At 62.0% G+C, this 20,769-nt stretch carries 22 protein-coding genes and 2 tRNA genes; 9 read left to right on the plus strand and 15 right to left on the minus strand.

The window, feature by feature from the left end; all coding sequences use genetic code 11:
• Positions 1-259: 259 nt before the first annotated feature.
• A tRNA-Asp gene (locus tag HBOR_RS13655) sits at positions 260-332 on the plus strand.
• A 19-nt stretch (positions 333-351) separates the two neighbouring features.
• A tRNA-Asp gene (locus HBOR_RS13660) sits at positions 352-424 on the plus strand.
• Positions 425-715: 291 nt separating this feature from the next.
• Here the strand turns inward: HBOR_RS13660 and HBOR_RS13665 are convergent.
• Genes HBOR_RS13665 through HBOR_RS13675 form a run of 3 tightly spaced genes read right to left on the minus strand, consistent with a single transcriptional unit; the run spans position 716 to position 2,590 of the window.
• Positions 716-1,087 carry a fluoride efflux transporter FluC gene (locus HBOR_RS13665; RefSeq protein ID WP_006053526.1) on the minus strand — a complete coding sequence of 124 codons (372 nt, stop codon included), beginning with the start codon at positions 1,085-1,087 and terminating at the stop codon, positions 716-718.
• On the minus strand, positions 1,084-1,425 hold the full coding sequence (locus tag HBOR_RS13670; protein ID WP_006053527.1) for a CrcB family protein: 342 nt from the start codon (positions 1,423-1,425) through the stop codon (positions 1,084-1,086). The genes HBOR_RS13665 and HBOR_RS13670 overlap by 4 nt, the downstream gene beginning before the upstream one ends.
• A gap of 22 nt (positions 1,426-1,447) precedes the next feature.
• On the minus strand, positions 1,448-2,590 hold the full coding sequence (locus HBOR_RS13675) for an ATP-binding protein (RefSeq protein ID WP_006053528.1): 1,143 nt from the start codon (positions 2,588-2,590) through the stop codon (positions 1,448-1,450).
• 75 nt (positions 2,591-2,665) lie between these two features.
• On the opposite strand from HBOR_RS13675, the gene HBOR_RS13680 reads away from it, so the two are divergent.
• Entirely contained in the window at positions 2,666-3,118 is a 453-nt protein-coding gene (locus tag HBOR_RS13680; RefSeq protein ID WP_006053529.1) for a DUF7382 domain-containing protein, read from the plus strand.
• 33 nt (positions 3,119-3,151) lie between these two features.
• Here HBOR_RS13680 and HBOR_RS13685 read toward each other — a convergent pair whose 3' ends face one another.
• Entirely contained in the window at positions 3,152-4,462 is a 1,311-nt protein-coding gene (locus tag HBOR_RS13685) for a tRNA(Ile)(2)-agmatinylcytidine synthase (protein WP_006053530.1), read from the minus strand.
• Between the two features lie 159 nt (positions 4,463-4,621).
• Between HBOR_RS13685 and HBOR_RS13690 the strand changes: the two genes are divergently transcribed.
• A complete protein-coding gene (locus HBOR_RS13690; RefSeq protein ID WP_006053531.1) occupies positions 4,622-5,599 on the plus strand; it encodes a transcriptional regulator in 978 nt (325 codons plus the stop codon).
• 20 nt (positions 5,600-5,619) lie between these two features.
• On the opposite strand, the gene HBOR_RS13695 is transcribed toward HBOR_RS13690, so the two are convergent.
• The 6 genes from HBOR_RS13695 to HBOR_RS13720 all read right to left on the minus strand — a co-directional run bounded on the left by HBOR_RS13695 (position 5,620) and on the right by HBOR_RS13720 (position 11,633).
• The gene (locus HBOR_RS13695; protein ID WP_006053532.1) at positions 5,620-5,868 is read right to left on the minus strand and encodes a glutathione S-transferase N-terminal domain-containing protein; all 249 of its coding nucleotides are present in this window, start codon (positions 5,866-5,868) and stop codon (positions 5,620-5,622) included.
• A 66-nt stretch (positions 5,869-5,934) separates the two neighbouring features.
• Positions 5,935-7,323, minus strand: coding sequence for an aryl-sulfate sulfotransferase (locus tag HBOR_RS13700; RefSeq protein ID WP_006053533.1), 1,389 nt, complete (start codon positions 7,321-7,323; stop codon positions 5,935-5,937).
• Between the two features lie 147 nt (positions 7,324-7,470).
• The gene (locus tag HBOR_RS13705; protein WP_006053534.1) at positions 7,471-8,946 is read right to left on the minus strand and encodes an NCS2 family permease; all 1,476 of its coding nucleotides are present in this window, start codon (positions 8,944-8,946) and stop codon (positions 7,471-7,473) included.
• 242 nt (positions 8,947-9,188) lie between these two features.
• Positions 9,189-9,908: a phosphoribosyltransferase family protein gene (locus tag HBOR_RS13710; protein WP_006053535.1), complete on the minus strand. Its 720-nt coding sequence runs from the start codon at positions 9,906-9,908 to the stop codon at positions 9,189-9,191.
• A 314-nt stretch (positions 9,909-10,222) separates the two neighbouring features.
• Positions 10,223-10,759: an orotate phosphoribosyltransferase gene (gene pyrE / locus HBOR_RS13715; RefSeq protein WP_006053536.1), complete on the minus strand. Its 537-nt coding sequence runs from the start codon at positions 10,757-10,759 to the stop codon at positions 10,223-10,225.
• Between the two features lie 331 nt (positions 10,760-11,090).
• Entirely contained in the window at positions 11,091-11,633 is a 543-nt protein-coding gene (locus HBOR_RS13720; protein ID WP_006053537.1) for a CDP-2,3-bis-(O-geranylgeranyl)-sn-glycerol synthase, read from the minus strand.
• 110 nt (positions 11,634-11,743) lie between these two features.
• On the opposite strand from HBOR_RS13720, the gene HBOR_RS13725 reads away from it, so the two are divergent.
• The 3 genes from HBOR_RS13725 to HBOR_RS13735 all read left to right on the plus strand — a co-directional run bounded on the left by HBOR_RS13725 (position 11,744) and on the right by HBOR_RS13735 (position 13,501).
• Positions 11,744-12,583, plus strand: a complete 840-nt coding sequence (locus HBOR_RS13725) for a proline dehydrogenase family protein (protein ID WP_006053538.1) — start codon at positions 11,744-11,746, stop codon at positions 12,581-12,583.
• A gap of 61 nt (positions 12,584-12,644) precedes the next feature.
• Positions 12,645-13,229, plus strand: a complete 585-nt coding sequence (locus HBOR_RS13730) for a DUF502 domain-containing protein (RefSeq protein WP_006053539.1) — start codon at positions 12,645-12,647, stop codon at positions 13,227-13,229.
• Between the two features lie 56 nt (positions 13,230-13,285).
• Positions 13,286-13,501 carry a Rid family hydrolase gene (locus tag HBOR_RS13735; RefSeq protein ID WP_006053540.1) on the plus strand — a complete coding sequence of 72 codons (216 nt, stop codon included), beginning with the start codon at positions 13,286-13,288 and terminating at the stop codon, positions 13,499-13,501.
• 42 nt (positions 13,502-13,543) lie between these two features.
• On the opposite strand, the gene HBOR_RS13740 is transcribed toward HBOR_RS13735, so the two are convergent.
• On the minus strand, positions 13,544-14,473 hold the full coding sequence (locus tag HBOR_RS13740; RefSeq protein WP_006053541.1) for a branched-chain amino acid transaminase: 930 nt from the start codon (positions 14,471-14,473) through the stop codon (positions 13,544-13,546).
• Between the two features lie 183 nt (positions 14,474-14,656).
• Between HBOR_RS13740 and HBOR_RS13745 the strand changes: the two genes are divergently transcribed.
• Positions 14,657-15,580, plus strand: a complete 924-nt coding sequence (locus HBOR_RS13745; protein ID WP_006053542.1) for an NAD-dependent epimerase/dehydratase family protein — start codon at positions 14,657-14,659, stop codon at positions 15,578-15,580.
• Positions 15,581-15,598: 18 nt separating this feature from the next.
• Here the strand turns inward: HBOR_RS13745 and ribB are convergent, their stop codons facing one another.
• Positions 15,599-16,273 carry a 3,4-dihydroxy-2-butanone-4-phosphate synthase gene (gene ribB / locus HBOR_RS13750; RefSeq protein WP_006053543.1) on the minus strand — a complete coding sequence of 225 codons (675 nt, stop codon included), beginning with the start codon at positions 16,271-16,273 and terminating at the stop codon, positions 15,599-15,601.
• Positions 16,274-16,981: a DUF120 domain-containing protein gene (locus tag HBOR_RS13755; protein ID WP_006053544.1), complete on the minus strand. Its 708-nt coding sequence runs from the start codon at positions 16,979-16,981 to the stop codon at positions 16,274-16,276.
• 216 nt (positions 16,982-17,197) lie between these two features.
• Here HBOR_RS13755 and argS point away from each other — a divergent pair, with 216 nt between their 5' ends.
• Positions 17,198-18,952 carry an arginine--tRNA ligase gene (gene argS, locus HBOR_RS13760; protein ID WP_006053545.1) on the plus strand — a complete coding sequence of 585 codons (1,755 nt, stop codon included), beginning with the start codon at positions 17,198-17,200 and terminating at the stop codon, positions 18,950-18,952.
• 101 nt (positions 18,953-19,053) lie between these two features.
• Here the strand turns inward: argS and HBOR_RS20055 are convergent, their stop codons facing one another.
• Together HBOR_RS20055 and minD are read right to left on the minus strand one after the other, a co-directional pair.
• Positions 19,054-19,197 (minus strand): hypothetical protein, encoded by a 144-nt coding sequence (locus tag HBOR_RS20055; protein WP_165351509.1) that lies wholly within the window; start codon positions 19,195-19,197, stop codon positions 19,054-19,056.
• 63 nt (positions 19,198-19,260) lie between these two features.
• Positions 19,261-20,712 carry a cell division ATPase MinD gene (gene minD / locus HBOR_RS13765; protein ID WP_006053546.1) on the minus strand — a complete coding sequence of 484 codons (1,452 nt, stop codon included), beginning with the start codon at positions 20,710-20,712 and terminating at the stop codon, positions 19,261-19,263.
• Positions 20,713-20,769: the final 57 nt, after the last annotated feature.

Genomic DNA, 20,769 nt, shown 5'->3' on the forward strand with positions numbered 1-20,769 from the left:
AACGGACGGTCAGTCGTGCATATGCTCGCAGGCGGTGCGACAGCACTCGCGTTACCTAAAACAATGCAAGAATCAGATAAATGCCTTCCGGCGACTTCGGATACGGCAAGTGAGACGGTCAAACGCCAGTATCTCCGGACAACAGTACATATCGCATACGACGGTTCGATAGTGTCTCGTTTGACGCGGGAGACGCTACCACGCGGATTGTAGATGATAAGTCTTAATTAGTGAACCGCGTTACGAAGGAGTAGAGCAAGCCCGGATGGTGTAGTGGCCCATCATACGACCCTGTCACGGTCGTGACGCGGGTTCAAATCCCGCTCCGGGCGCTGTTTGCTCTGTCTGCAAGCCCGGATGGTGTAGTGGCCCATCATACGACCCTGTCACGGTCGTGACGCGGGTTCAAATCCCGCTCCGGGCGTCCTTTGACTCTACTTCCTCCAGCGAGGCGTCTCGTCGCCGAGCAGACAGCGAATAGAGTCTACTAGCACTTACGAAGGGATTTGAACACCAACAGTCGCACGCCCGGAAGCGCAGCGAAGCGAGCATCCCGGAACGTCTGTGCCGAGTTCAAATCCCGCTCCGGGCGTCCTTTGACTCTACTTCCTCCAGCGAGGCGTCTCGTCGCCGAGCAGACAGCGAATAGAGTCTACTAGCACTTATGAAGGGATTTGAACAAATCCCGCTCTAAGTCGCTTTTTACGCGTCCCGTTCACAGCATCCCGACGACACCACCGCCGAGAGCGACGCCGACAAGGGCGGCAAGCAGCGTCCCGACGGCGTACTGAACCGCACGCCATCGCTGTCCGTCGGACGCGTCCTCAGCAACGCTCACTGCGAACGAGGAGAACGTTGTGAACGCGCCGCAGAATCCTGTCCCGAACACCGTCGCCGCCGTCGAAGAGATTGGGGCCGCGACAAGCGCTCCGAGTGCGATACTGCCGAGTACGTTCACCGCGAGTGTGCTTCGTCGGCCGCCGGAGAGAGCAAGGTCAACGCCGTAGCGCGAGAGTGCGCCCAACGTGCCGCCGATTCCGACGAGAATCGGTGTCGGAAGCGCCGCGAGTATGCCGAACGCCGTCATTGGAGAGACCTCCCGACGGCAAGTCCGAGAAGGGCGGCGGCGAAACCAAGAGCGTAGTTCGCACCAACGTTAGCCAGTCCCCACGTCGGACCGAGCGCCGTCGTCTGAACGGCGAACGTACTGTAAGTAGTGAACGACGAGAGCAGACCCGTGCCCAAGAGGATGCGAACGCGGTGTGTCCGAACGACAGCGAGGAGGGCACCGAGGGCAAAACTGCCGAGTACGTTCACCGCGAGCGTGCCGCCGACGCCCGGCACCGCCGCATCGACGCCGTATCTGAGCATCGCGCCGATGAACCCGCCGGCAGCGACGAGAAACGGGTCGAGTCTGTGCGTCATCGCTTCTCTCTCGCCGTCGGGATCACTCGGTGGTTTCGGTTCCGACCGAATCAGCGGATGACGGGTCAAACTGGCTGGCCCGCGGGCTATCACCGCCGTGCGGCGTGTCTCGGTTACGGACCCGAACGTCGTACGCCGCCTCGGCCGTGTCGTCTACGACGAGAACGTCACCCGGTTGGGTCGGAATTCGTTCCGCGACGCCCGCCGAGAGATACGTCGGTTCGGCAGCGGTCAACGCCCGAACATCAGCCCCCGCGGTGAGTCGGTGGACGATTCGGAGATCCGACTGCGAAAGGGCGACTTCCGGGAGCGCACTGGGTCGTTGCGTCGCGGCGACGAGTGAGACGCCGGGTGCGCGTCCCCGTGTGAGAATCGTTCTGAGTGCGGGTGCGGCGAGGCCATCGAAGAAGACGTGCGCTTCGTCAAGAAACAGCCACGGCAGACGAGCGACCGTCCCGGTGACACGAGCGTCGTACAGCGTCCGCGCGACGGCGTAGGCGATAGCGTTCATCGGTGCGGGATCCAGACCGGCGCAGTCGAGGACAATCGCTTCGGATCCACAGAGAGCCGCGGCGTCCAGTCCGTCCGGATCGAAGACCCCCCACGATGCCGCCCGCCGGAGTCGGTTCTGTACCGCGCGAACCGTGTCCGGAGCAACGTTCGCAGAATCAGCCGGAACCTCCGCAAACGCACGCATTTCTGCCAGCGTTTCCGATTCACTGGCCGCCCGCCACACCATCGATCCCACCGGCGAGTCCGGGTCACAGCCGACAAGTTCGGGCCATGCCGAGGGCGGAATCGCGTCGGCCCGAACGGTCGGTGTTCGGACGAGACGACCGGGGACAGCGTCCGACTCCGTGAGGCCGGCGAAGACACCCATCGGGTCAAGAACGACGGGCGCGACGCCGGATGCACGCGAAACTTCCTCCGCGAGGACGCCGAGCGTATACGATTTGCCGTACCCGCGCTTGCCGACGACGAGAGCGGCGTGCGGGCCGTCGAGGTCAACCGCAACGGGTGCGCCGTCGCTCCCGTCGCGGGCGCGGTGGTGACCGAACCGGGCGATCGGACCGTCGAATCGAGCGGCTAGACCAGTGTGTTCGGCGGGAGAGGCGTCCACCGACTCGGTCAGATCGGCACGGCGGCCGAGAACGTCCGTCTTCATGGAAGCGTCTGGTTCCGTCTTCTGCCTTGAATCATCGGGCGGAGGTTTATATACGGAGACGGGACCAGCCACCCCATGCTCGATGAACTCCGACAGTTCGCCGCAGACGACCGCGCGATAGAAGGACTTCCGATCCGTCTCGTTATCGCTCTCGTAGTGGGTGTGGCGACGCTGAGCGTCATGCTGAACATGCTCTCCGGTGTGCAGGGACTCGCGGTCACTGAACTCGACGTGAAGCCGGATCCCGACGTGATGACGCCGGGCGAACAGGATATTTCGATCCTCGTCGTGGACCCCGACGGCGACCCGGTGGAAGGGGCGACGGTTGTCGTCAAAGACGGGACGGCAGACATCGAGAGTGTGGTAACGAATAAAACGAGGGAGGGAGGGATGGCTACCGTTACTGTCGCCCCCAAGTTACGGTCGAATCAGGAGGATGGAACGCTCGTCATCGACGTGAAACCACCCGCTGGAAGCCAATTCGTAGACCGGCGTGAGAATACGAAGATACTGGTCGTGGAATCCTGATACGGCTGGGCAACGCCAAGCGCTCCCGACTGCTCAGCGTTCCGGATGTACAGGCGCGTCAAAGCCACCACGAACTAGCGGTTTGGCGACGTGGCGACGGGCACACGGGGGCACTTCGTACCAGCCGCGTTCGAGATCACGGTCGATCACGCTCTCCGTTTTCCCGGGGGCGCTCGTCCGGCAGTCGCGGCAGCGATAGCCCTGATTTCGGCCCGCACTCTCCATCGTCCGATCACAGTCAGGGCAGGTGGGCGTAACCAACTCGGTACGGTTCAGTTCGCGGACGGCGAACTTCTCCAGTTTCAGCGTACCGTCAGAGAACTCCCCGCAGACGGTCAGTTCGTCTCCACAGCGGAGTGTGCGGACCCGGTCGCGGAACCGCTTTGTCGGTTCGAAAGCGGCGCACGCGATGGATTCGTCGGGATCGCCGTCCACGCCGTTGTCGGCGTCGCCGCGTTTGTCTGCCGAACCGAGTTCGAAGAAGACGTGGCCACCACGTCTCGTCTCCGGGGCGGCGACGACGACGCCGTCAACGCGGTATGCACCGTCGGCTTCGAGCGAGCCGAGCGTCCCGTCACGCAGGTGGATATCCGTCCCTTGGTTCGTGAGAAACGTCGCCCGTCGCTCGACCGGTTCGGAGTCGATAGCGGCCGAGAGCGACCGCACCGCGTCGGGGTCGTCACCACGGATACCGTGGAGAATCGGGCCGGGCGCGTTCGGCACGCAGACCGCTTGACCCTCGACGGTATCGACGGTGTCCCACGCTTCCGGGTAGTGGTCAGCCGCCGCGTCGAACACCGATTCGATATCCACATCTCGGAGCGTTCCGCACCGGTCGAACTCACGATAAGCGATGTGTTCGTACGTCCACTCCTCAAGAGCGGCCCACGCACCGACGGCCGCGAGGGCACCGATCCGACCGCGGCCGCCGTCCCATCCACGGTGAAAATAGTCCGCCGAGTCGGCGAGTTCGACAGCGTCGTCGGTATCGACGAGCGAGCGAATCGCGCGCGTGGTGAACGACGAGACGGCGTCCGGAACCGCGTCCGGGTCGCCGGGAGCGACGACGACGCCCGGACTCGTCCGCGGGTCCGACGTCTCCGCGAGCGGTTCCAGTTCTTCGACGGCGATTGCAAGCACTTCTTCGGGAGAAAGGTTCGTATGAAGTGCAAGAGCGGCGTTACCGCGCGTTTTGTACTCGACAGCAGGGTTGAGGCGGACGAGAAGCCGACGCTCCACCTGCCCACCGGCCGCCTCGATGGCCTCGGCCACGAGCGTCGCGAGGTAGGTCGTACACATCCCGCGTTCGCGCGAGTCGGTGTCGTCGAGGCCAACGACGGTCATACCGGCCCGTAGCGGCCGCGACGAGTAACCCTTTTCGAGTCGTTACCGACACCGAATCATTCTATATAACCATATCGGCAGATACGGAGTCGAATCGGGGGACGGGGGGTCCAGCGAGCGCCAAAACAGCTATATGTTCCAAATCGCTTATCTTCCCGTATGTCTCGGTCAGCTCTGGTTGGAAATATCACAGCGATGCTGGAAGACGCCGGGTTCGTCGTCAGCGACCGCTGTGCCATCCGGCCCAAGAGCTTCGACCTCGCCGCCCGACGTGGCGAGGACCTGACCCTTCTGAAGGTACTCGGTAATATCGACGCGTTCGACGCGGCGACGGGCGCAGCGATGCGACGCCTCGGCGACTACCTCTCGGCAACGCCGCTCGTGGTTGGATTGCGGACCCGCGACGAAGATCTGAAGCCCGGTGTGGTGTACTTCCGGCACGGCGTCCCGGTGATGAATCCAGACACCGCGATGGACCTGTTCCTCGAGGGTGTCCCGCCGCTCATCTACGCCGCCCCGGGTGGTCTGTACGTCAACATCGACGGCGACCTCCTTGCTGACGAGCGGGAGAAGCGCGGATGGAGCCTCGGCCGACTGGCGACCGAACTCGGCGTCTCCAGACGGACTGTCTCGAAGTACGAGGACGGCATGAACGCGAGCATCGAGGTGGCGATTCACCTCGAAGAGCTGTTCGATCAGCCATTTTCGAGTCCGGTCTCGGTCCTCGACGGGGCCGAAGAAGTCCGCGACGCCGAACCGACACCCGAGGATCCCGACGCCGACCCCGACGACGAACACGTCCTCCACATCCTCACCCGTGCGGGGTTCACCGTCCACCCGACCGCTCGCGCACCGTTCAAGGCCGTCAGCGAAGACGAGGACAAGCGCTCGGATCAGATACCGATGCTGACGGGCCATTCGACGTTCAACCGAAGTGCGAAAAAGCGCGCCCGAATCATGTCGTCGCTCGGTCAGGTGACCCAAACCCGTTCAGTCTACTTCACCAAAGAGCAGTCGAAACGCGACTCAGTCGAGGGGACGGCACTCGTCAGCTGTGATGAACTCGCCGCTATCGACGACCCCGATGAAATTCGTGATCTCATCCGCGAACGCGCGGATGAACCGACTGAAGCCTAAGACGCGGGCGAGAAAAACGCTCAGTTACCGTACGTCTCTTCGAGATATGCCACGATGTCGTCGCTTTCTGGCATCCCTTCGACGTCGTGTTCTTCGTCCACGAGGACAGGCACGCCGGTCTGACCGCTTACTTCTTTCACTTCGGTCCGTTCGCTGTGGGAACGCGGAACCATAATCGAGTCGTATTCCAGTCCAAGTTCTGCGAGCTTATCCGTCACTTTCGCACAATAGGGGCAGCCGTCGAGTTCGTACAGAGTAAGATTCGCCATCGGCGGGGCGTACGAGTCGGTACATAAAGAGTCCGGTGGTCGCGTGCGCTCTGCACGCACAGCGAGTCAGCGCTGGCGGATGTGCTGTACGGCTGCGCCGATGCGATGGCGTCCAGCGATCAGTTCCGCACCGCCCCAGACGAGACTGAGAAGGATCGCTGTAATCGCCCAGACGAAATCCCATCCGGACATCCAGACCGGGCGGAGCCACGGCGTGACGTGTTCCCAGCGGGTTGCGAAGTCGTCCATCGGCTCTTCGAGGAATGTGCCCGAGAACGTCGCACGCATCCGTTCGGCGAACCCGATTTCGTCACCGGTTCCGGCGGTAAGGTTCGCACTGCCGGTGATGTCGTACGTACCGCTCTGGTTCATATCGCGGATCGTCGGCCCGTTCGCTGACTCGTCGCCGTGGACGATACGTTCCGCGTCGTACGGCCCCCACGTCGCGTAGTACTCCCAGACGACTTCGCCAGTCGGCGTCACCTCGATGACACGGTGGTTGAGCGTGTCCACAATGAGCGTATTTCCGTTCGGTAGACGGTCGGCATCGCGGGGCCACTTGAGCGAGCCAGTCCCGACGGTCCACGTGCGGACCCACTCGCCGTCTGTGTGAGACGTTTCCGACCTGTTCTCGTACGCGTATTCGACGATACGGTTGTTCCCGCTGTCGGCGACGAGAAGCGTCGGCGTCCCGTTCTCGCTCACCATCCAGTCGGGGTTGTGCTGTTCGTTTAGCACGTCGTAGTTATCGTCGCTCCCTAAGCGGTGCGTGATGTTTTTCGTCTCCATGTCCACGACGACGACTTGGTCGAAGTTCCGCGGCGAGAGAGCCAACTTGTCGTCGCCGACAGGGTCTACGTCGTTGACGTGTGACCAGTCGTCGTTGTACCCGCCGTCAGTGTCTGCTGGGAAGTGGTTCTTGAAGTACCACTCCCACGTCACCTCTCCGGACGTTCGGTTGTAGACGAAGATTCGGTCATCGCTGACGCCCGCGGAGTCGTTCCATTCGCGCATGTTGGCGATGACGAGTTCGTCTTCGCTCAACACGTCCACGTCGTGGGTATCCTCGATGTCGAACGTCTTCTCCCACACGCGCTCTTGGGTCTCGGGGTTCAGTTCGTAGACGACCGTCTCACCGCTTCGCGGCGAAGAGACGAGGAGATTACCGTTCGGCATCGGATCCACGTCGAAGAACCACGCACCGTTGTTCACCTCGTCGTTGTGAACCCACTTCGTCTGTCCGCGTTCACCGGCGGCGATGAGGCGTGCCGGCTTCTTCCGATTCGTGTTGCCTTGGAAGGTGTAACCTTGGACGCTGACTATCGTGGTCCCGTTCGCCGGACTCGTGACCGTCCCTCGGGTGAGCGACGTTTCGTCGGCCGGGTCGTACGTGATTGCCGACACAACAGAGGGTGTCAGAAGCGCGATAACGAGGGCGAACGCGACAACTCGCATCGCAGTACGTCTGGAAAGCGTCTCTATCACTAACGGAGGGCAACCGGGTCAACGATGAATCACTTGCGGTCTCCAACGAAACGCGTGACTCGCCGTCAGTCGGTGAGAGACAGTGGTTCGGAAGCGAAAACAGAGACGGAATCCGTCTCAGACCTGTGCTTGGATGATACCGCTAGTGCGGACGAAGAAGTAGACGACGAAGGCGAGAGCGAGTGCCCAGTGACCGGGTCGCACATCGTCGAATTCGCCGCCTGCCGTTTTCACGAGTGGGTAGGAGACGATGCCAGCGGCGATACCGTACGCGATGGAGTAGGTAAAGGGCATCACGAGAATCGTCATCCCAGCCGGGATGGTGTTCGTCACGTCGCTCCAGTCGATGTCGATGACGTTCCCGAGCATCACGACGCCGATGACGACCAAGGCGATGTGGGAAGCGTACTGCGGAATCGCGGCCGCGACGGGAACGAATGCGAGGGAGACGAGGAACAGAACGGAGACGGTCAGCGCCGTCAGTCCCGTCCGTCCACCCTCTTCGACGCCCGAAGCAGATTCAACGTACGTCGTCACCGTAGACGTACCAATCATCCCACCGACCGTCGTCCCGATGGCGTCGGCCATGAGCGGCTTGTCGATGTCAGGGAGATTCCCGTCGTCGTCGAGGAAGCCGGCAATCTGTGAGACGCCAACGAGCGTTCCAGCAGTGTCGAAGAAGTCCACGAAGAAGAACGTGAAGACGATGAGGGCGAACGAGAACGCCTCGACGTTCCCGAGACCGCCGACGAACGCGCCGACGAGCGGTGTGACGTTGTACGTGGCACTTGCACCCGCCGCGGGAACAAGCACGTCAAACGTCCCGAGAACGGGCAATGAAAGCGTCATCGAGGAGGCATCGGCAACCAGACCCGCGTCCGGTGTGACGATACCGGCGACAGTCAGAACCCATCCGAGGAACGCTGTGCCGAGGATGCCGATGATGATAGAACCAGGAATCCCGCGAGCGTAGAGCGCGAACGTGAAGAACAGTCCGACCACCGAGAGGATAGCAACGGGGTCAGAGGCGACAGGCCCGAGCGTAATGAGCGTCGCCGAGTCGTTCACGACGAGACCCATCGCCTGGAGGCCGATAATCGTCAAGAAGAGGCCGATACCCGTTCCGACGGCGAACTTCACCGGTTCGGGGAACAGTCGAATGACGTACTCACGCGCACCCACAGCAGTAAGCAGGATGAACAGAATACCTTCGGCGACGACGGCCGCGAGCGCCGTCTGCCATGGGACACCGAGTGCGCCGACGACGGTGAACGCGAAGAACGCGTTCAAACCGAGACCGGGCGCTTGACCGAACGGCCGGTTCGCGTAGATAGCCATCACGAACGTGGCGACGGCGGCCGCGACGATGGTGACGACGGCGAGCATTGACTGCACTTCGGCGGGAGAAAATCCGGCGATAGCGATACCATCGACGCCCTCGATGAACGGTTGGTCTGTCAGGATAGACGGGTTCACGACGACGATGTAGGACATCGTCAGGAACGTCGTCACCCCCGCAACGATTTCGGTCCCCACGGACGACCCGTGTTCTTGCACATCGAAGTAGTCGTCTAGCGTCTCAGTGAGCCCCATAATGCACGTTTGAGCATAATTGTGATTTCAGACATAAGCGTTGTCATCTACTGAGGCCAGATATACATATTTGTGTATATTTATTCGGCAGCTCGCAAGAAGAACGCCGTGAATGAACACAGACGTGCAAGTTGACGAACGATGGACTGGGCTATTCGGCGGCGTTTGGTGAAGTACCTCGGGGACAAGCCCCGAGGCACTCGCCTTGTCCACCTGGAGAAGGAGAGAACGACTGTCGCTCGCTATTCGTCGTCGAACGTAGTGAGTGCGCCAACGGGCGCGTCGGTAATCTCCCGTGCACGGTCGATTCCCTCGGTACCGACGGAGATGAGGGCGAACACACCCGTAACGTCAGCATCCGATTGGAGTGCGATATCGAGAAGCAGTTCCTGTGTTTCGCCCGACCGAATGAGGTCGTCCACGATGAGGACGTTCTCGCCCGAAGAGAGGGCGCGGGTGGGGAGGTAGTACGTCAATTCGATACCGGAGGCGAGACGCTGTCGAGATTCAATGAACTCCTCGACCGCCGTCTCTTTGGATTTCTTGGCGTAGGCGACGCGCGCGTCGAAGTAACTCGCCATCGCGGCACCCAGTGTGATGCCGTCGGTGGCCGCCGTAAGGACCACATCCGGCCGTTCGAAGCCGAGCGTGTTTGCCGCGACGGGCGCGACAAGGTCCAAAAACGACTGATCGAAAACGACGCCCGAGTTGTCCACGTATCCCTCGTCGTCGAACTCGACGCGACTCTCCAACTCTGTCGCCAGCGCGTCCCGTCCGACGCCCTGAACGACCTCGCGGGCGCGTTCGATGCCCGGAAGGACGTGCCCGTTGACGTACCGATTGAGGTCACCCGCCGGGAGGCCGGTGAGTTCGGCGAGTTCGTCGTATGTCCGAGTCTCCTTGAGCATCCGGAGGACGGCGACGGCCTGAAGTTGGAGGGCCGCTTTCTCCGCTCTGTTCATACCCCGTTCATCGTAATTGCACAAGTATGAATACTTCGATACGATACGGAGAGCAAATCAGCAGGGATGTGAAACTATCGGCCGTCACAGCGAACATCAGGATACGTGCTGGAAGCGTGACTTCCTCCCCATCCTACTGCGCTACTCGGTCGCTTCGCTCCCTGCGTTGCTCCTTGAGGACGGGGCATTAGCGCCTGATTTTTTAGGTAAAAGCAGGCGCTTAGAGGACGCTGAGCGCGTGTATCCCCCGATATATCCCGCTAAAACGGAAAGAGAGGAGTCGAGCGGAGACGAGAACCGAGTCGAACGGCCGGTTACGCCGACTCGTCGGCGTCCGCGAGCAGGTCCTCGGCAGTGACGAGGGAATCGAGTTCCACGTCCGCTTCGGCGAGGCGCTCTGCGGCACCCTCCTGTCGATCAACGACGACGAGGACGCGATTCACGACGGCGCCCGCTTCACGGAGCGCTTCGACGGCGTCGAGCGCGCTGTTTCCGGTGGTGGCGATGTCTTCGAGAACGACGACTTCCTCGCCTTCCTCCAAGCGCCCTTCGATGCGCTTTGCCGTACCGTACTCTTTGGCCTTCTTGCGTGCGATGACGTAGGGCGTGTCCGTTTCGGCGGCCGTCACCGCGACGAGGGGGACGGCACCGAGTGCGACGCCAGCGAGTTTTTCCACGCCGTCGAGTTCAGCGGCGAACGCCTCGGCGATCAGGCGCAGACAGTCGGGGTTCGTCTCGAACAGGTACTTGTCCACGTAGTAGTTCGAGGTGCCGCCGTGGGACAACTCGAACTCGCCGAACTGGACGGCGTCCGCGGCGCGCAGGGCCTCGATGAGTTCGTCGTTCGCCATGTCGTTTCGAGAGGAGCCACCGAGGCGCTTAAACGGGTTGGTTCGGGGCGGTGCAGAGAGGGGACAGGGGTGGTAGTACGGAGGCAGTTCGGGAGCGGAGGCGGAAGGGTGTGGCGGCAGAGCGGAAGCGGTGCGGAGGCAGAGGCGGAAGCGGTGCGGAGGCAGAGGCGGAAGCGGTGCGGAGGCAGAGGCGGATGCGGTGAGACGGAAGTGGAAGGACACCGGTGTTGTACCGCGAGGCACCGTCTCGCGGCCTTTTTCCCTCCAGGTTTTTGGCGGGGTTCGAGGTGACGGCTCTGCCGTCACCGAGGACCCCCGTGAAAAAGGTGGGTTACCAGGGCTCGTTCTTCAGTCCGAGATAGTACGCGGCGATGTTCGTCCCGACGTGGAGAATCGGCGTGAGAACGAGAACGACGCCGAGAACGGGAAGCGTGAACGTCCCTCTAAACCACGCGAAATCGAGGAGAGCAGCGAGAGCGAGCGCGCCGACCACGAAGTCGAGTTGGTCGAGTCCGGGGAACGCCGCGCCGCGTTCGCGGCCCGTCCGGCGTTTGAGGAACGACGCACCGATATCTCCGAGCATCGCGCCGAACGCGAGGCCGAACGCGCCGAGAACCGAGAATCGCGGAAGGCCGATGCCGAGAGCGGCCTCAACGGAGCCTGCAACGGCGTTACAGACGAACGCGAGAGCGAATCCAACGAGCGTGCCGACGAGCGTCCCGCGCCACGTCTTCCCATCACCGAGGACCCGACTACTACCCCACGTTCGCCCACCGTCTATCGGGGCACCCCCGCCCGCGAGAACGGCAGCGTTGTTCGGCACGTACGCCGGGAGCATCGCCCAGAACGCGCCGACGACGAGTTCAATGACCATACCGGGGCGTCGTCGTGCGAACCAAAAGCATCAGTGATTCCGTCGCGTGGCTGAGATATCCCAAACGCTGAACGAAAACGCTGATAACTGGATACCCGTAAGTCGGGAGTATGATTCCTCCAATCGCCAGTCGGTTCGTGGCGGGAGAGACGTCTGCAGCGGCGTTAGATCACACACGAAAAGTGAACAAAGACGGCGTGAAGGTTATTCTGAACCTTCTCGGCGAACACTACCACGAGCGGGCGCCAGCGGACGCTGATGCCGCGGCCTACCTCGAACTGATCGAGGATGTCGGTGATTCCGAACTCGACGCCTGCGTCTCGGTCAAGCCGTCGCAAATCGGTATCGACGTCGGTGACGAGGTGTTCCGCGAGAACTATCTCCGAATCGCCGAGAAGGGCGCAGAACACGACGTGTTCGTCTGGTGCGACATGGAAGATGCCGATACCACAGACGTGACCCTCGACGTGTTCGAGGAGGCGGCCCGCGAATACGATGGCGGCGTCGGCCAGTGTGTGCAGGCGAACCTGAAGCGCACGGGCGACGACTTAGAGCGCCTCGCTGACGTACCGGGGAAGATTCGACTCGTGAAGGGCGCATACGACGAGGATCCCGAAATCTCCTACAAGCAGAAATCGAAGGTGAACGAGAAGTACGAGGAGTATCTGGAGTTCCTCTTCGAGGAGTACGTCGGCCGCGTCGCTGTCGGCAGCCACGACCCCAAGATGATTTCGGCTGCCGAAGAACTTGCCAACGAGTACGACCGAGACTACGAAGTGCAGATGTTGATGGGCGTCCGCGATGACACACAGCGCGAACTGTCCGCCGAAGGAACGGAAGTGTGGCAGTACGCGCCGTACGGTGACAAGTGGTTCTCTTACTTCTACCGTCGCGCCCGAGAGCGCAAGGAAAACGCGCTGTTCGCGCTCCGAGCCATCGTCGGCATCTGAATGCGAACGGGTACCGGACAGAAGCCCTCTTAACCCTCCGGATTCACCTACCCACCGATAGATGTCTTCGTGGAGACGCGACTTTGCAAGTGGACTGGTTGTACTCGTCCCTATTCTGGTCATTCTGTACGTCCTCAGTATCCTTTATAACAGTATCATCGAACTCCCCATCATCAAGGGCCTGCACCAACCGTTCGGATTCTTCGTTGCCATCATCGTCTTCATGATGCTCGTCCTCTCGGTGGGGTACCTGATGCGGACGACGGCAGGGCGGTTGTTCGAGTCCGGCATCGACGCGGCGATGAACCGGCTTCCTCTCGTGCGCGTGCTGTACAACGCGTCGAAACTCGCGGTGGAGACGGCGTTGACTGGGACCGAGGACCTGCAGAAACCGGTCAGATTGGAGGTGTGGCCGGGAATCCGAATGACGGGATTCAAGACGGGTAAGACGACGCAAGACGGCCGCGAGGTCATTTTCATGCCGACCGCACCGAACATCACCACCGGGTTCGTGATGGAGGTCGAACCCGAGGACCTGACCGAGACGGACGAACGCGTCGAGGAGGCGCTGACGCGTATTCTCTCGGCTGGGTTCGCCGAAGACGAGTCGGTCTCAGCGATAGACATCGACGTCGAAGAAGAATAGCGACGGGCGGCCGTCCCGCGACACCCTTTTTGTCACCCTCCGACGCGAGTCGCCACATGGAACGGAGACACGTCTCGTCTGGAACCGAACGGGAACCGCGCGCCGGCTACTCGCGGGCAGTCCGCGTCGGCCCGCACGTCCACGTCTCGGGGACGACGGAAACGAACGACGATGGGGAAATCGTCGGCGAAGGCGACGCCTACGAGCAGACCAAGCAAGCGTTACAAAGCGTCGAGATAGAAGCGACTGCAGTCGTAGACGAAGAAACGTAAGCAGAATTGGAAACGAAGCGTTGTGACCGCGAACGAGTCAGTTTAGAGGTAAGTGAACCACTCGTCGTGGTCGTCGGTCCGACGCTCCACGAGGTCGAAGAACGCCTGCTGGAGTTCCTCGGTGACTGGGCCGCGAGAGCCGTTCCCGATTTCGACGTTGTCAACCTGCCGGATAGGCGTGACCTCTGCGGCGCTGCCGGTGAAGAACAGTTCGTCGGCCGTGTTGAGTTCGCCGCGGCTGATGGAAGTGTTCTCGTGGACCTCGTAGCCGCGTTCTTCGGCCAGCGTGATGAGCGTGTTTCGGGTGATGCCGTCGAGGATGCTCTCTGACAGGCCGGGCGTGTAGAGTTCGCCGTCGCGGACGAGGAAGATGTTCTCGCCGGGGCCTTCGGCGACGTTGCCCTCTTTGTTGAGGACAATCGCTTCGCGGTAGCCGTTGCGACGTGCTTCCTCACCCGCAAGCAGGGAGTTCACGTACAGACCGGTCGTCTTCGCGTTGGTCGGAACTTGGCTGGAAGCGTGTTTGCGCCACGAGGAAACCATCACCTCGATGCCGTTCTCCAGGGCGTCCTCGCCGAGGTACGCGCCCCACGGCCACGCCGCGATGGTGACGTTCGTCGGGCAGTCACCGGGCGAGACGCCGAGCGATTCGTAGCCGTAGAAGGCAATCGGGCGAATGTACGCCTCGTTCAGGTCCTGTCGTCGCAGAAGTTCGAGCGTCGCCTCGGTGAGTTCCTCCGGTTCGAAGGAAATCTCCATGTCGTACGGCTTCGTGGAGTCATAGAGGCGTTCGAGGTGTTCTTCCCAGCGGAAGATTGCTGGCCCTTTCTCGGTGTCGTAACAGCGAACGCCCTCGAAGACGCCGGTACCGTAGTGGAGTCCGTGCGTAAGGACGTGAACCTGCGCGTCGTCCCAGTCCACGAACTCGCCGTCCATCCAGATGGTGTCGACGTCCATCTCGTCAAATCCCATATAGCGTCATTTTTCGCCACGTACTATAAAAGAATGTACTGTTCACCGTCACCGTACACCGTGATTTGCCGGTGCGCCGGTCGGGGTTCGACTCGGCGAACGCCAGTGTCTCAGACCCCCGGTCGGCGAACTGAGCGCCGCCCCGCTGGCTTTTTTCCGCCAGTACGCGTCTGAGACACACGAATGCCACAGTCCCATCTCGACACCGAAGAGACGCCCAGTACCACCGGGATGACTTCGACGGTCGCTGTGACAGGCGGAACCGGGAAAATTGGCCCAACCGTGGTTGCGGCGCTCCAGTCGGCGGGCTACCGCGTCGTCAACATCTCGCGGTCCGGCGGGGAGACGGAAGCGGACGCCGACCTGCGTGCCGACATGACCGACGCGGGCGAGGCGTACGGCGCGTTCGCCACCGCCGACGCCGACGCTATCGTCCACCTCGGAATGCTCTCGACACCGGACCACGACCCCGGCCACGTCGTCTTCGAGAGCAACGCGATGAGCACGTACAACGTTCTGCAGGCCGCCGAAGCTCTCGACGTGGACACCGTCGTTCTCGCCTCTAGCCTCTCGGCGGTCGGGGCGAGTTTCGAACCCGAACCGATTCGGCTCTCGTACCTCCCGTTGGACGAGTCACACCCGGTATCACCGTCGAACTCCTACGGGATGGGCAAGCACGTCTTAGAGGTCACCGCCGACGGGTTTGCCCACAGACAGAACGGGCCGCGGACCATCGCCTCGATTCGATTCCCGTGGATGCCGACCGACGAACAGATGCGCGAAACGTTCGACCACGCCGACCGAACGCCTGATGGCGTCCGCGAGTCGGGGCACTTCGAGACGGCGCGCAATACGGTGTTCGCCTATCTCTCACAGGAGGATGCTGCCGAACTCGTCCGTCTGGCAGTCGAGGCGGATTTCGAAGGTCACGAGCGGTTCTTCGCTTCCGCGCCGGACACGAGCGCAGACGTTCCCACAGAGGAGTTAGTCGAAGCAGTGTACCCCGATGTCGAGTGCAAACGGGAATTCGAAGGGTACGAAGCACTGATTTCGACCGAGAAGGCAAAGCGGATGCTCGGATGGGAACCCGAGCGCAGTTGGCGATAAGTGACTGGAAGTGACCAATCAGGCGAGTCGTTCGACCACGTCCATACCTTCGACGTACACGAGGTCGTGCCGATTCGCGTAGTCGAGGGCGGCGGCGGGTGAGAGCGCTGTTCCGGACTCGTCGTCAAGCATCTCGCAGACGACGACGGCCGCAGGAAGATCCGCTTCGGCGGCGAGAGCGAGGCCGAGTTCAGTGTGGCCCTGCCGGTCCGAAAGCAAGTTCGGCGCGCCGCGAAGGAGGTTGACGTGGCCGGGCGACCGGAACTCGGCTGCGAAGTCGTCCGCTCCGTAGTCACCGTCGGGGACGCGTTCGGCCGCCGCACTCAGTTCAGTGATGGTGAGCGCGCGGTCCTCGTCGGTGATTCCGGTGAACGTGTCCCGGTGGTTGACCGGAAGCGAGAACGAGGAGCGGTCGTCGTACGCCAACTCGTGGTCGGCGGCCGTGGGGTGGTCGATAACACCGTCTAAGAACGGTAATCCGAGTTCCTCGCTTACCTCATGCGAGAGGGCGACACAGACGAGGCCACCGGCGTCGTTACGGAGTCGCGCCACATCGGCCGGTTCGACGGCACCTGCGGGGTAAACAACGTCCGTCTCACCTTCCCGGTCGTCGAAGTCGTGGACGAGAATCGGTTCTCCCGCGCTGAGCGCGGAGAGGGCACTCGAAAGGGCGTCGTCGGTTCGCTGCACCATCTACACCGCCTCCACAACGATAGTCACTTCGTCGCCGTCATCGAGGTCCAGTTCGTCCCGCAGTTTCTCAGGTGCGATTATCTCTGCCTTCGATTCGTCGTGATGAGTTCGTTCGGGGACGATGATGTGCGAGGTATCGAACGCTTCGCCGTCGTGACGAACCGTTGCAGCATAGCACGTCGCCGGGCCGAACGTCCGGTCTTCATCTTCCCAGCCGTCAATCGGAACGGCATCGAGCGACGCCATCGCGGCGCGCGTCCGGACGCTTTCCTCGTCGAGTTCGACGTTGAGCGTCCCGGCAAACGGTTCGTAGCCGAGTCGGTCTTCGAACTGCTCCATGTAGCCCGGGAGCGAGATGTAGTGGCGACCCTCGCCCATCCCACTCGTGACGGTCCCGGTGAGTTCGACACTGTCGGCGTCCTCTTCCTCGAAGATTAGTCGGTAGTCGGCGTACTCGTGGTGGAGCGCGACTTCGCCGTCTTCAGTAATAGCGACCCACTGGCCGTCCGACACGACGTCGCGGTCAACGTAGCCTGCCTCATCCAGTCGTTGGAGGCGGCGAGAGGCAGTCTGCGCCGAAGCGTCGAGACGGTCGGCGAGACCGGAACACGAGACTTTCACGGGGCCGGTTCGACCGCCTTCGAGAGCGACGAACTTCAGCGCGGCCAGTTCGTCGTACCCGACGGCAGTCAGAGCCGATTCAGACATCATCTGTAGTTGGAAATAGGGACGGATAAGAATACCGAATATGAGATGCATCTCAGAAGTGAGATGGTGTGGGAGAGCGAGAAACGAGATGCCAACTGTGTGTTAGTTTTTCGTTTGGGCGCTCACGAGGTAAGTGCGTCGATCCCGGAACCGATGGCACGGACGGGGATGACGACGTTCGGAAAGGCCTTTAGCCGCACCTCCTGAATCACAGGTATGTTCAGAGAACTCCGTTCGGAGGTCGAGGACGCGGTCGAAGCCGCACTCTCCTCGCTCGACCTTCCGACCGACGACCTCGGCGTCGAAGAGCCGCCGGAGGACGTGCCAGCGACACTCGCCTCCAGCGTCGCCTTCCGGATGGCGAGTGAGGTGGGCGCGCCGCCGCCGAAAGTCGCTGCCGATATCGCAGATGCGATAGACGCGACGCCGTACACGTACCTCGAACGCGCCGAACCGCAAGGCCCCTACGTGAACTTCTTCGTCTCGGACGCTTACTACGCGGAGACGCTCGAAGCGGGGCGGGATGAAGAGTACGGTCACTTGCCGGAGACGGGCAAAGACGTAGTGATCGAACACACCTCCGCGAACCCGACGGGACCGGTTCACGTCGGCCGCGCACGCAATCCCATCCTCGGTGACGCTATCGCCCGCGTCCTCGAATTCGCAGGCAACGACGTTGACCGCCATTACTACGTCAACGACGCCGGGCGGCAGGTCGCAGTGTTCACGTGGGCGTACGAGACGTTCGACGAATCCGAACTGCCCGAACCCGAGCGCGACCGTTCGGACTACGACCTCGTCCGCTACTACCGCAAGGGCAACGCCTACCTCGAAGACGCCGACGAGGACGAAGTCGAGGCCGCCGAAGCCGAAATCGCGGAGATCATGCAGGGACTCGAGGCGGGCGACGAGGAGACGTACGAACGCGTCGCCGTCGTCGTAGACCAAGTCCTCGGTGGAATGCGCGAGTCGCTGGAACGCCTCCCGGCGTTCTTCGACGAGTTCATCAAAGAGACGAAGTTTATCCGCAACGGCGACGCCGACGACGTGGTCGAGCGCCTCAAAGACTCCGAGTACGCGGTGTACGAGGAGGACGCGTGGCAACTCGACCTCTCGGAGTTCGGCTTCGAGAAGAATCTCGTCTTCCTCCGTTCGGACGGAACGACGCTGTACACGACGCGTGATCTGGCTCACCACGAGTGGAAGTTCAACAACTACGACGAGGCCGTCACCGTTCTCGGCGAGGACCACAAACTCCAAGCCGAGCAGTTAGACGCCGCGCTCGAAATCCTCGGCAACGACACCGACCAACTCCGTCAGACGTTCTACTCGTGGGTCAACCTCCCCGAGGGCGGGATGTCGACCCGGAAAGGGACGGGTGTGGACCTCGACGACCTGCTTGACGAGTCAGTGAAACGCGCCCGCGAGGAGGTCGAAGAGCGCCTCGACTCGCGCATCCGCGACGACGACCTCGATGAAGAAGACATCGAACGGATCGCCCGGCAGGTTGGCATCGGTGCCGTCCGCTACGACATCGTCTCAAAACAGCCGACGAAGGGAATCACGTTCGAGTGGGAACGTGCGCTGGACTTCGAGGCCCAATCCGCGCCGTACGTCCAGTACGTCCACGCGCGATGCTGCGGGATTCTGAACGAAGCGTCCGCAGCGGGCATCGAAGCCGCCACGGAGATGTCGCTTCTCGACACGGAAGCCGAACAAGAGTTGCTTCGCGTCATCGCTCGATTCCCGGCCGTGGTCGAACAGGCCGCAGACGACCTAGAGCCGCACGTGGTTGCCACGTACGTCCGAGAGTTCGCAGAGACGTTCAACACGTTCTACCGCGAGTGTTCGGTTCTCAACGCGGACGACGATGACATCGCCGCCGCTCGTCTCGGTCTCGTCGAGGCCGCCCAGCACACGGTTGCGAACGCACTCTACATGCTCGGCATCGAAGCGCCCGAGTCGATGTAGAACGGCCGGACGCCTCACCGGTGCGGCCGAGGACGGTCAGGCCGCTCATCAGTTGTTTTCGGACCGAGCGCGACTACCGAGAAACAAGTACGCTAGCCGTATCAGAGGAGGGGCAGCAGGGCACCCGCACCGGAAGCGATCAGAGAGCCACCGAGAGCTAAAACGGTTCCTGCACCTGCACCGAGTGCTAAGACGACGAACAAGAGTATCCACCAGAAGGGAACGTTCGAACCTGAATCTGCCATACCAATGACTCCTCACAGACGAGTAAAAGAACTTCTTGTTTCGTGATGGGTTCGTGAAACGTTTCAGCCGAGGAAGCGACCGAACAGCCCCTTCTTTTCGTCCTGCTCTTCGTCATCGTCCATCCCATCGGCTAGCGAGGTAGTGTAGACGCCTTCCTCTTCGTCTGTTTCGTCGGCGTCCGTTCCCTCATCGGTGTCCGCTTCCTCAGCAGTGGCCGCCTCCTCATCGGTGTCTGCTTGCTCGTCCGAGTCGTCGGAGTCGCCGTCTGCGTCCGAGTCATCGGCCGAATCGGCTGTCTCGATCAGTGGTTCGTCGTCCGTAGATTCGGCGTCCGCAGCTTCGACATCTACGGGGTCCGTAGTGGGTTCGGTCGTGGAGTCAGCCGCAACGGTGTCACCGTCGCGGTCAATGAGCGGTTCGTCTGCGGTGTCAACGTCAGCGACTTCGTTCGCATCGACGCCCCGAGCGTCGCCGAGCGGGTCCGCGGCCGGTTCATCGGACGCCTCGTCGTCGGACGCTGTCCTAACATCGCCCGGTTCGCCGTCCGCCTCGTGATCACCGGCGACAATGATTTCCTCTTCGTCCTGACTGTCGTCGGACGGTCCGTCCGTGGCCGTCGTTTCGTCGGTCTCGGCCGCGGCCGCTTCAGAGGTCGGGTCGGATTCAACGGCCCCGTTTCCCGCTGTCGCAACCGAGTCAGATGTCGAGGCGGCGTCAACTGCCCCGTCCGTCGCGGATGCGGCCGTTTCGGGCATCGGGGAGGAGTCGGCGTTCGGAAGCGACTCGCCGGTCAAATCGGCCGCAAGCGCGCGGTACGCCGCTGCTGCGGAACTCCCCGGCGCGTACGTCGTCAGCGGTTCGCCCGCGTCGCCTGCGTTTCGGACGACATCCGCCCGCGGAATAGATGAGAGAACAGTTGCGTCAAGCGTCGATTCGACGGCTGACTGCTGTGGGTTATCGGGGTCAACGCGAGTGATGACCGCGCCCGCGACGGGAACGTCAAGACGCGCCGCGACCTGTCGTGTCTTCTCTGTATCGCCGAGCGCATCGCGGCCGGTCGTAGAGACGAGGAGTATTTCGTCTACGTACGTCAGGGGGACGACGGTGTCATTACTGAGGCCAGCACCCGTGTCGAGCAGCACGTAGTCGTGATTTTCGCGGAGTGCCGAAAGAACATCGTGGAGACCCTCTGGGTCCGCACGAGCAAAGGCATCTAAATCAGCCGACCCCGGAACAACGGTCATTCCGTGCGGTCCCCCCCGGGTGGCCGCTTCAAGCTCGGCCTCGCCCGCGAGTACGTCGTGGAGCGTCGCCCCCGACGAATCGACGCCCAGCGACCCCGCAAGGTTCGCCATCCCGAGGTCACCATCGACCACAGCGACATCCGCACCCGAAGCGGCCAGCGCCGCCGCGAGGTTGGTTGTCGTCGTGGTTTTCCCCACGCCGCCTTTTGCGCTGACGACTGCGTACACCCGTCCCATGTCTAGTCGTTCGGACTCTCCCACGTCGAACATATAAAGGTATTCCGAGGAGTGTGCGGTGTCTCCCCGCGGGCGCGTGCGAAGACACCA

It is taken from the genome of Halogeometricum borinquense DSM 11551, assembly GCF_000172995.2.
Classification (GTDB): domain Archaea; phylum Halobacteriota; class Halobacteria; order Halobacteriales; family Haloferacaceae; genus Halogeometricum; species Halogeometricum borinquense.

Bases quoted from the DNA above. Each gene is read 5' to 3' on its own strand.
- HBOR_RS13665 (WP_006053526.1), bottom strand. From the start codon at position 1,087: ATGACGGCGTTCGGCATACTCGCGGCGCTTCCGACACCGATTCTCGTC.
- HBOR_RS13670 (WP_006053527.1), bottom strand. From the start codon at position 1,425: ATGACGCACAGACTCGACCCGTTTCTCGTCGCTGCCGGCGGGTTCATC.
- HBOR_RS13675 (WP_006053528.1), bottom strand. From the start codon at position 2,590: ATGAAGACGGACGTTCTCGGCCGCCGTGCCGATCTGACCGAGTCGGTG.
- HBOR_RS13680 (WP_006053529.1), top strand. From the start codon at position 2,666: ATGCTCGATGAACTCCGACAGTTCGCCGCAGACGACCGCGCGATAGAA.
- HBOR_RS13685 (WP_006053530.1), bottom strand. From the start codon at position 4,462: ATGACCGTCGTTGGCCTCGACGACACCGACTCGCGCGAACGCGGGATG.
- HBOR_RS13690 (WP_006053531.1), top strand. From the start codon at position 4,622: ATGTCTCGGTCAGCTCTGGTTGGAAATATCACAGCGATGCTGGAAGAC.
- HBOR_RS13695 (WP_006053532.1), bottom strand. From the start codon at position 5,868: ATGGCGAATCTTACTCTGTACGAACTCGACGGCTGCCCCTATTGTGCG.
- HBOR_RS13700 (WP_006053533.1), bottom strand. From the start codon at position 7,323: ATGCGAGTTGTCGCGTTCGCCCTCGTTATCGCGCTTCTGACACCCTCT.
- HBOR_RS13705 (WP_006053534.1), bottom strand. From the start codon at position 8,946: ATGGGGCTCACTGAGACGCTAGACGACTACTTCGATGTGCAAGAACAC.
- HBOR_RS13710 (WP_006053535.1), bottom strand. From the start codon at position 9,908: ATGAACAGAGCGGAGAAAGCGGCCCTCCAACTTCAGGCCGTCGCCGTC.
- pyrE (WP_006053536.1), bottom strand. From the start codon at position 10,759: ATGGCGAACGACGAACTCATCGAGGCCCTGCGCGCCGCGGACGCCGTC.
- HBOR_RS13720 (WP_006053537.1), bottom strand. From the start codon at position 11,633: ATGGTCATTGAACTCGTCGTCGGCGCGTTCTGGGCGATGCTCCCGGCG.
- HBOR_RS13725 (WP_006053538.1), top strand. From the start codon at position 11,744: ATGATTCCTCCAATCGCCAGTCGGTTCGTGGCGGGAGAGACGTCTGCA.
- HBOR_RS13730 (WP_006053539.1), top strand. From the start codon at position 12,645: ATGTCTTCGTGGAGACGCGACTTTGCAAGTGGACTGGTTGTACTCGTC.
- HBOR_RS13735 (WP_006053540.1), top strand. From the start codon at position 13,286: ATGGAACGGAGACACGTCTCGTCTGGAACCGAACGGGAACCGCGCGCC.
- HBOR_RS13740 (WP_006053541.1), bottom strand. From the start codon at position 14,473: ATGGGATTTGACGAGATGGACGTCGACACCATCTGGATGGACGGCGAG.
- HBOR_RS13745 (WP_006053542.1), top strand. From the start codon at position 14,657: ATGCCACAGTCCCATCTCGACACCGAAGAGACGCCCAGTACCACCGGG.
- ribB (WP_006053543.1), bottom strand. From the start codon at position 16,273: ATGGTGCAGCGAACCGACGACGCCCTTTCGAGTGCCCTCTCCGCGCTC.
- HBOR_RS13755 (WP_006053544.1), bottom strand. From the start codon at position 16,981: ATGTCTGAATCGGCTCTGACTGCCGTCGGGTACGACGAACTGGCCGCG.
- argS (WP_006053545.1), top strand. From the start codon at position 17,198: ATGTTCAGAGAACTCCGTTCGGAGGTCGAGGACGCGGTCGAAGCCGCA.
- HBOR_RS20055 (WP_165351509.1), bottom strand. From the start codon at position 19,197: ATGGCAGATTCAGGTTCGAACGTTCCCTTCTGGTGGATACTCTTGTTC.
- minD (WP_006053546.1), bottom strand. From the start codon at position 20,712: ATGTTCGACGTGGGAGAGTCCGAACGACTAGACATGGGACGGGTGTAC.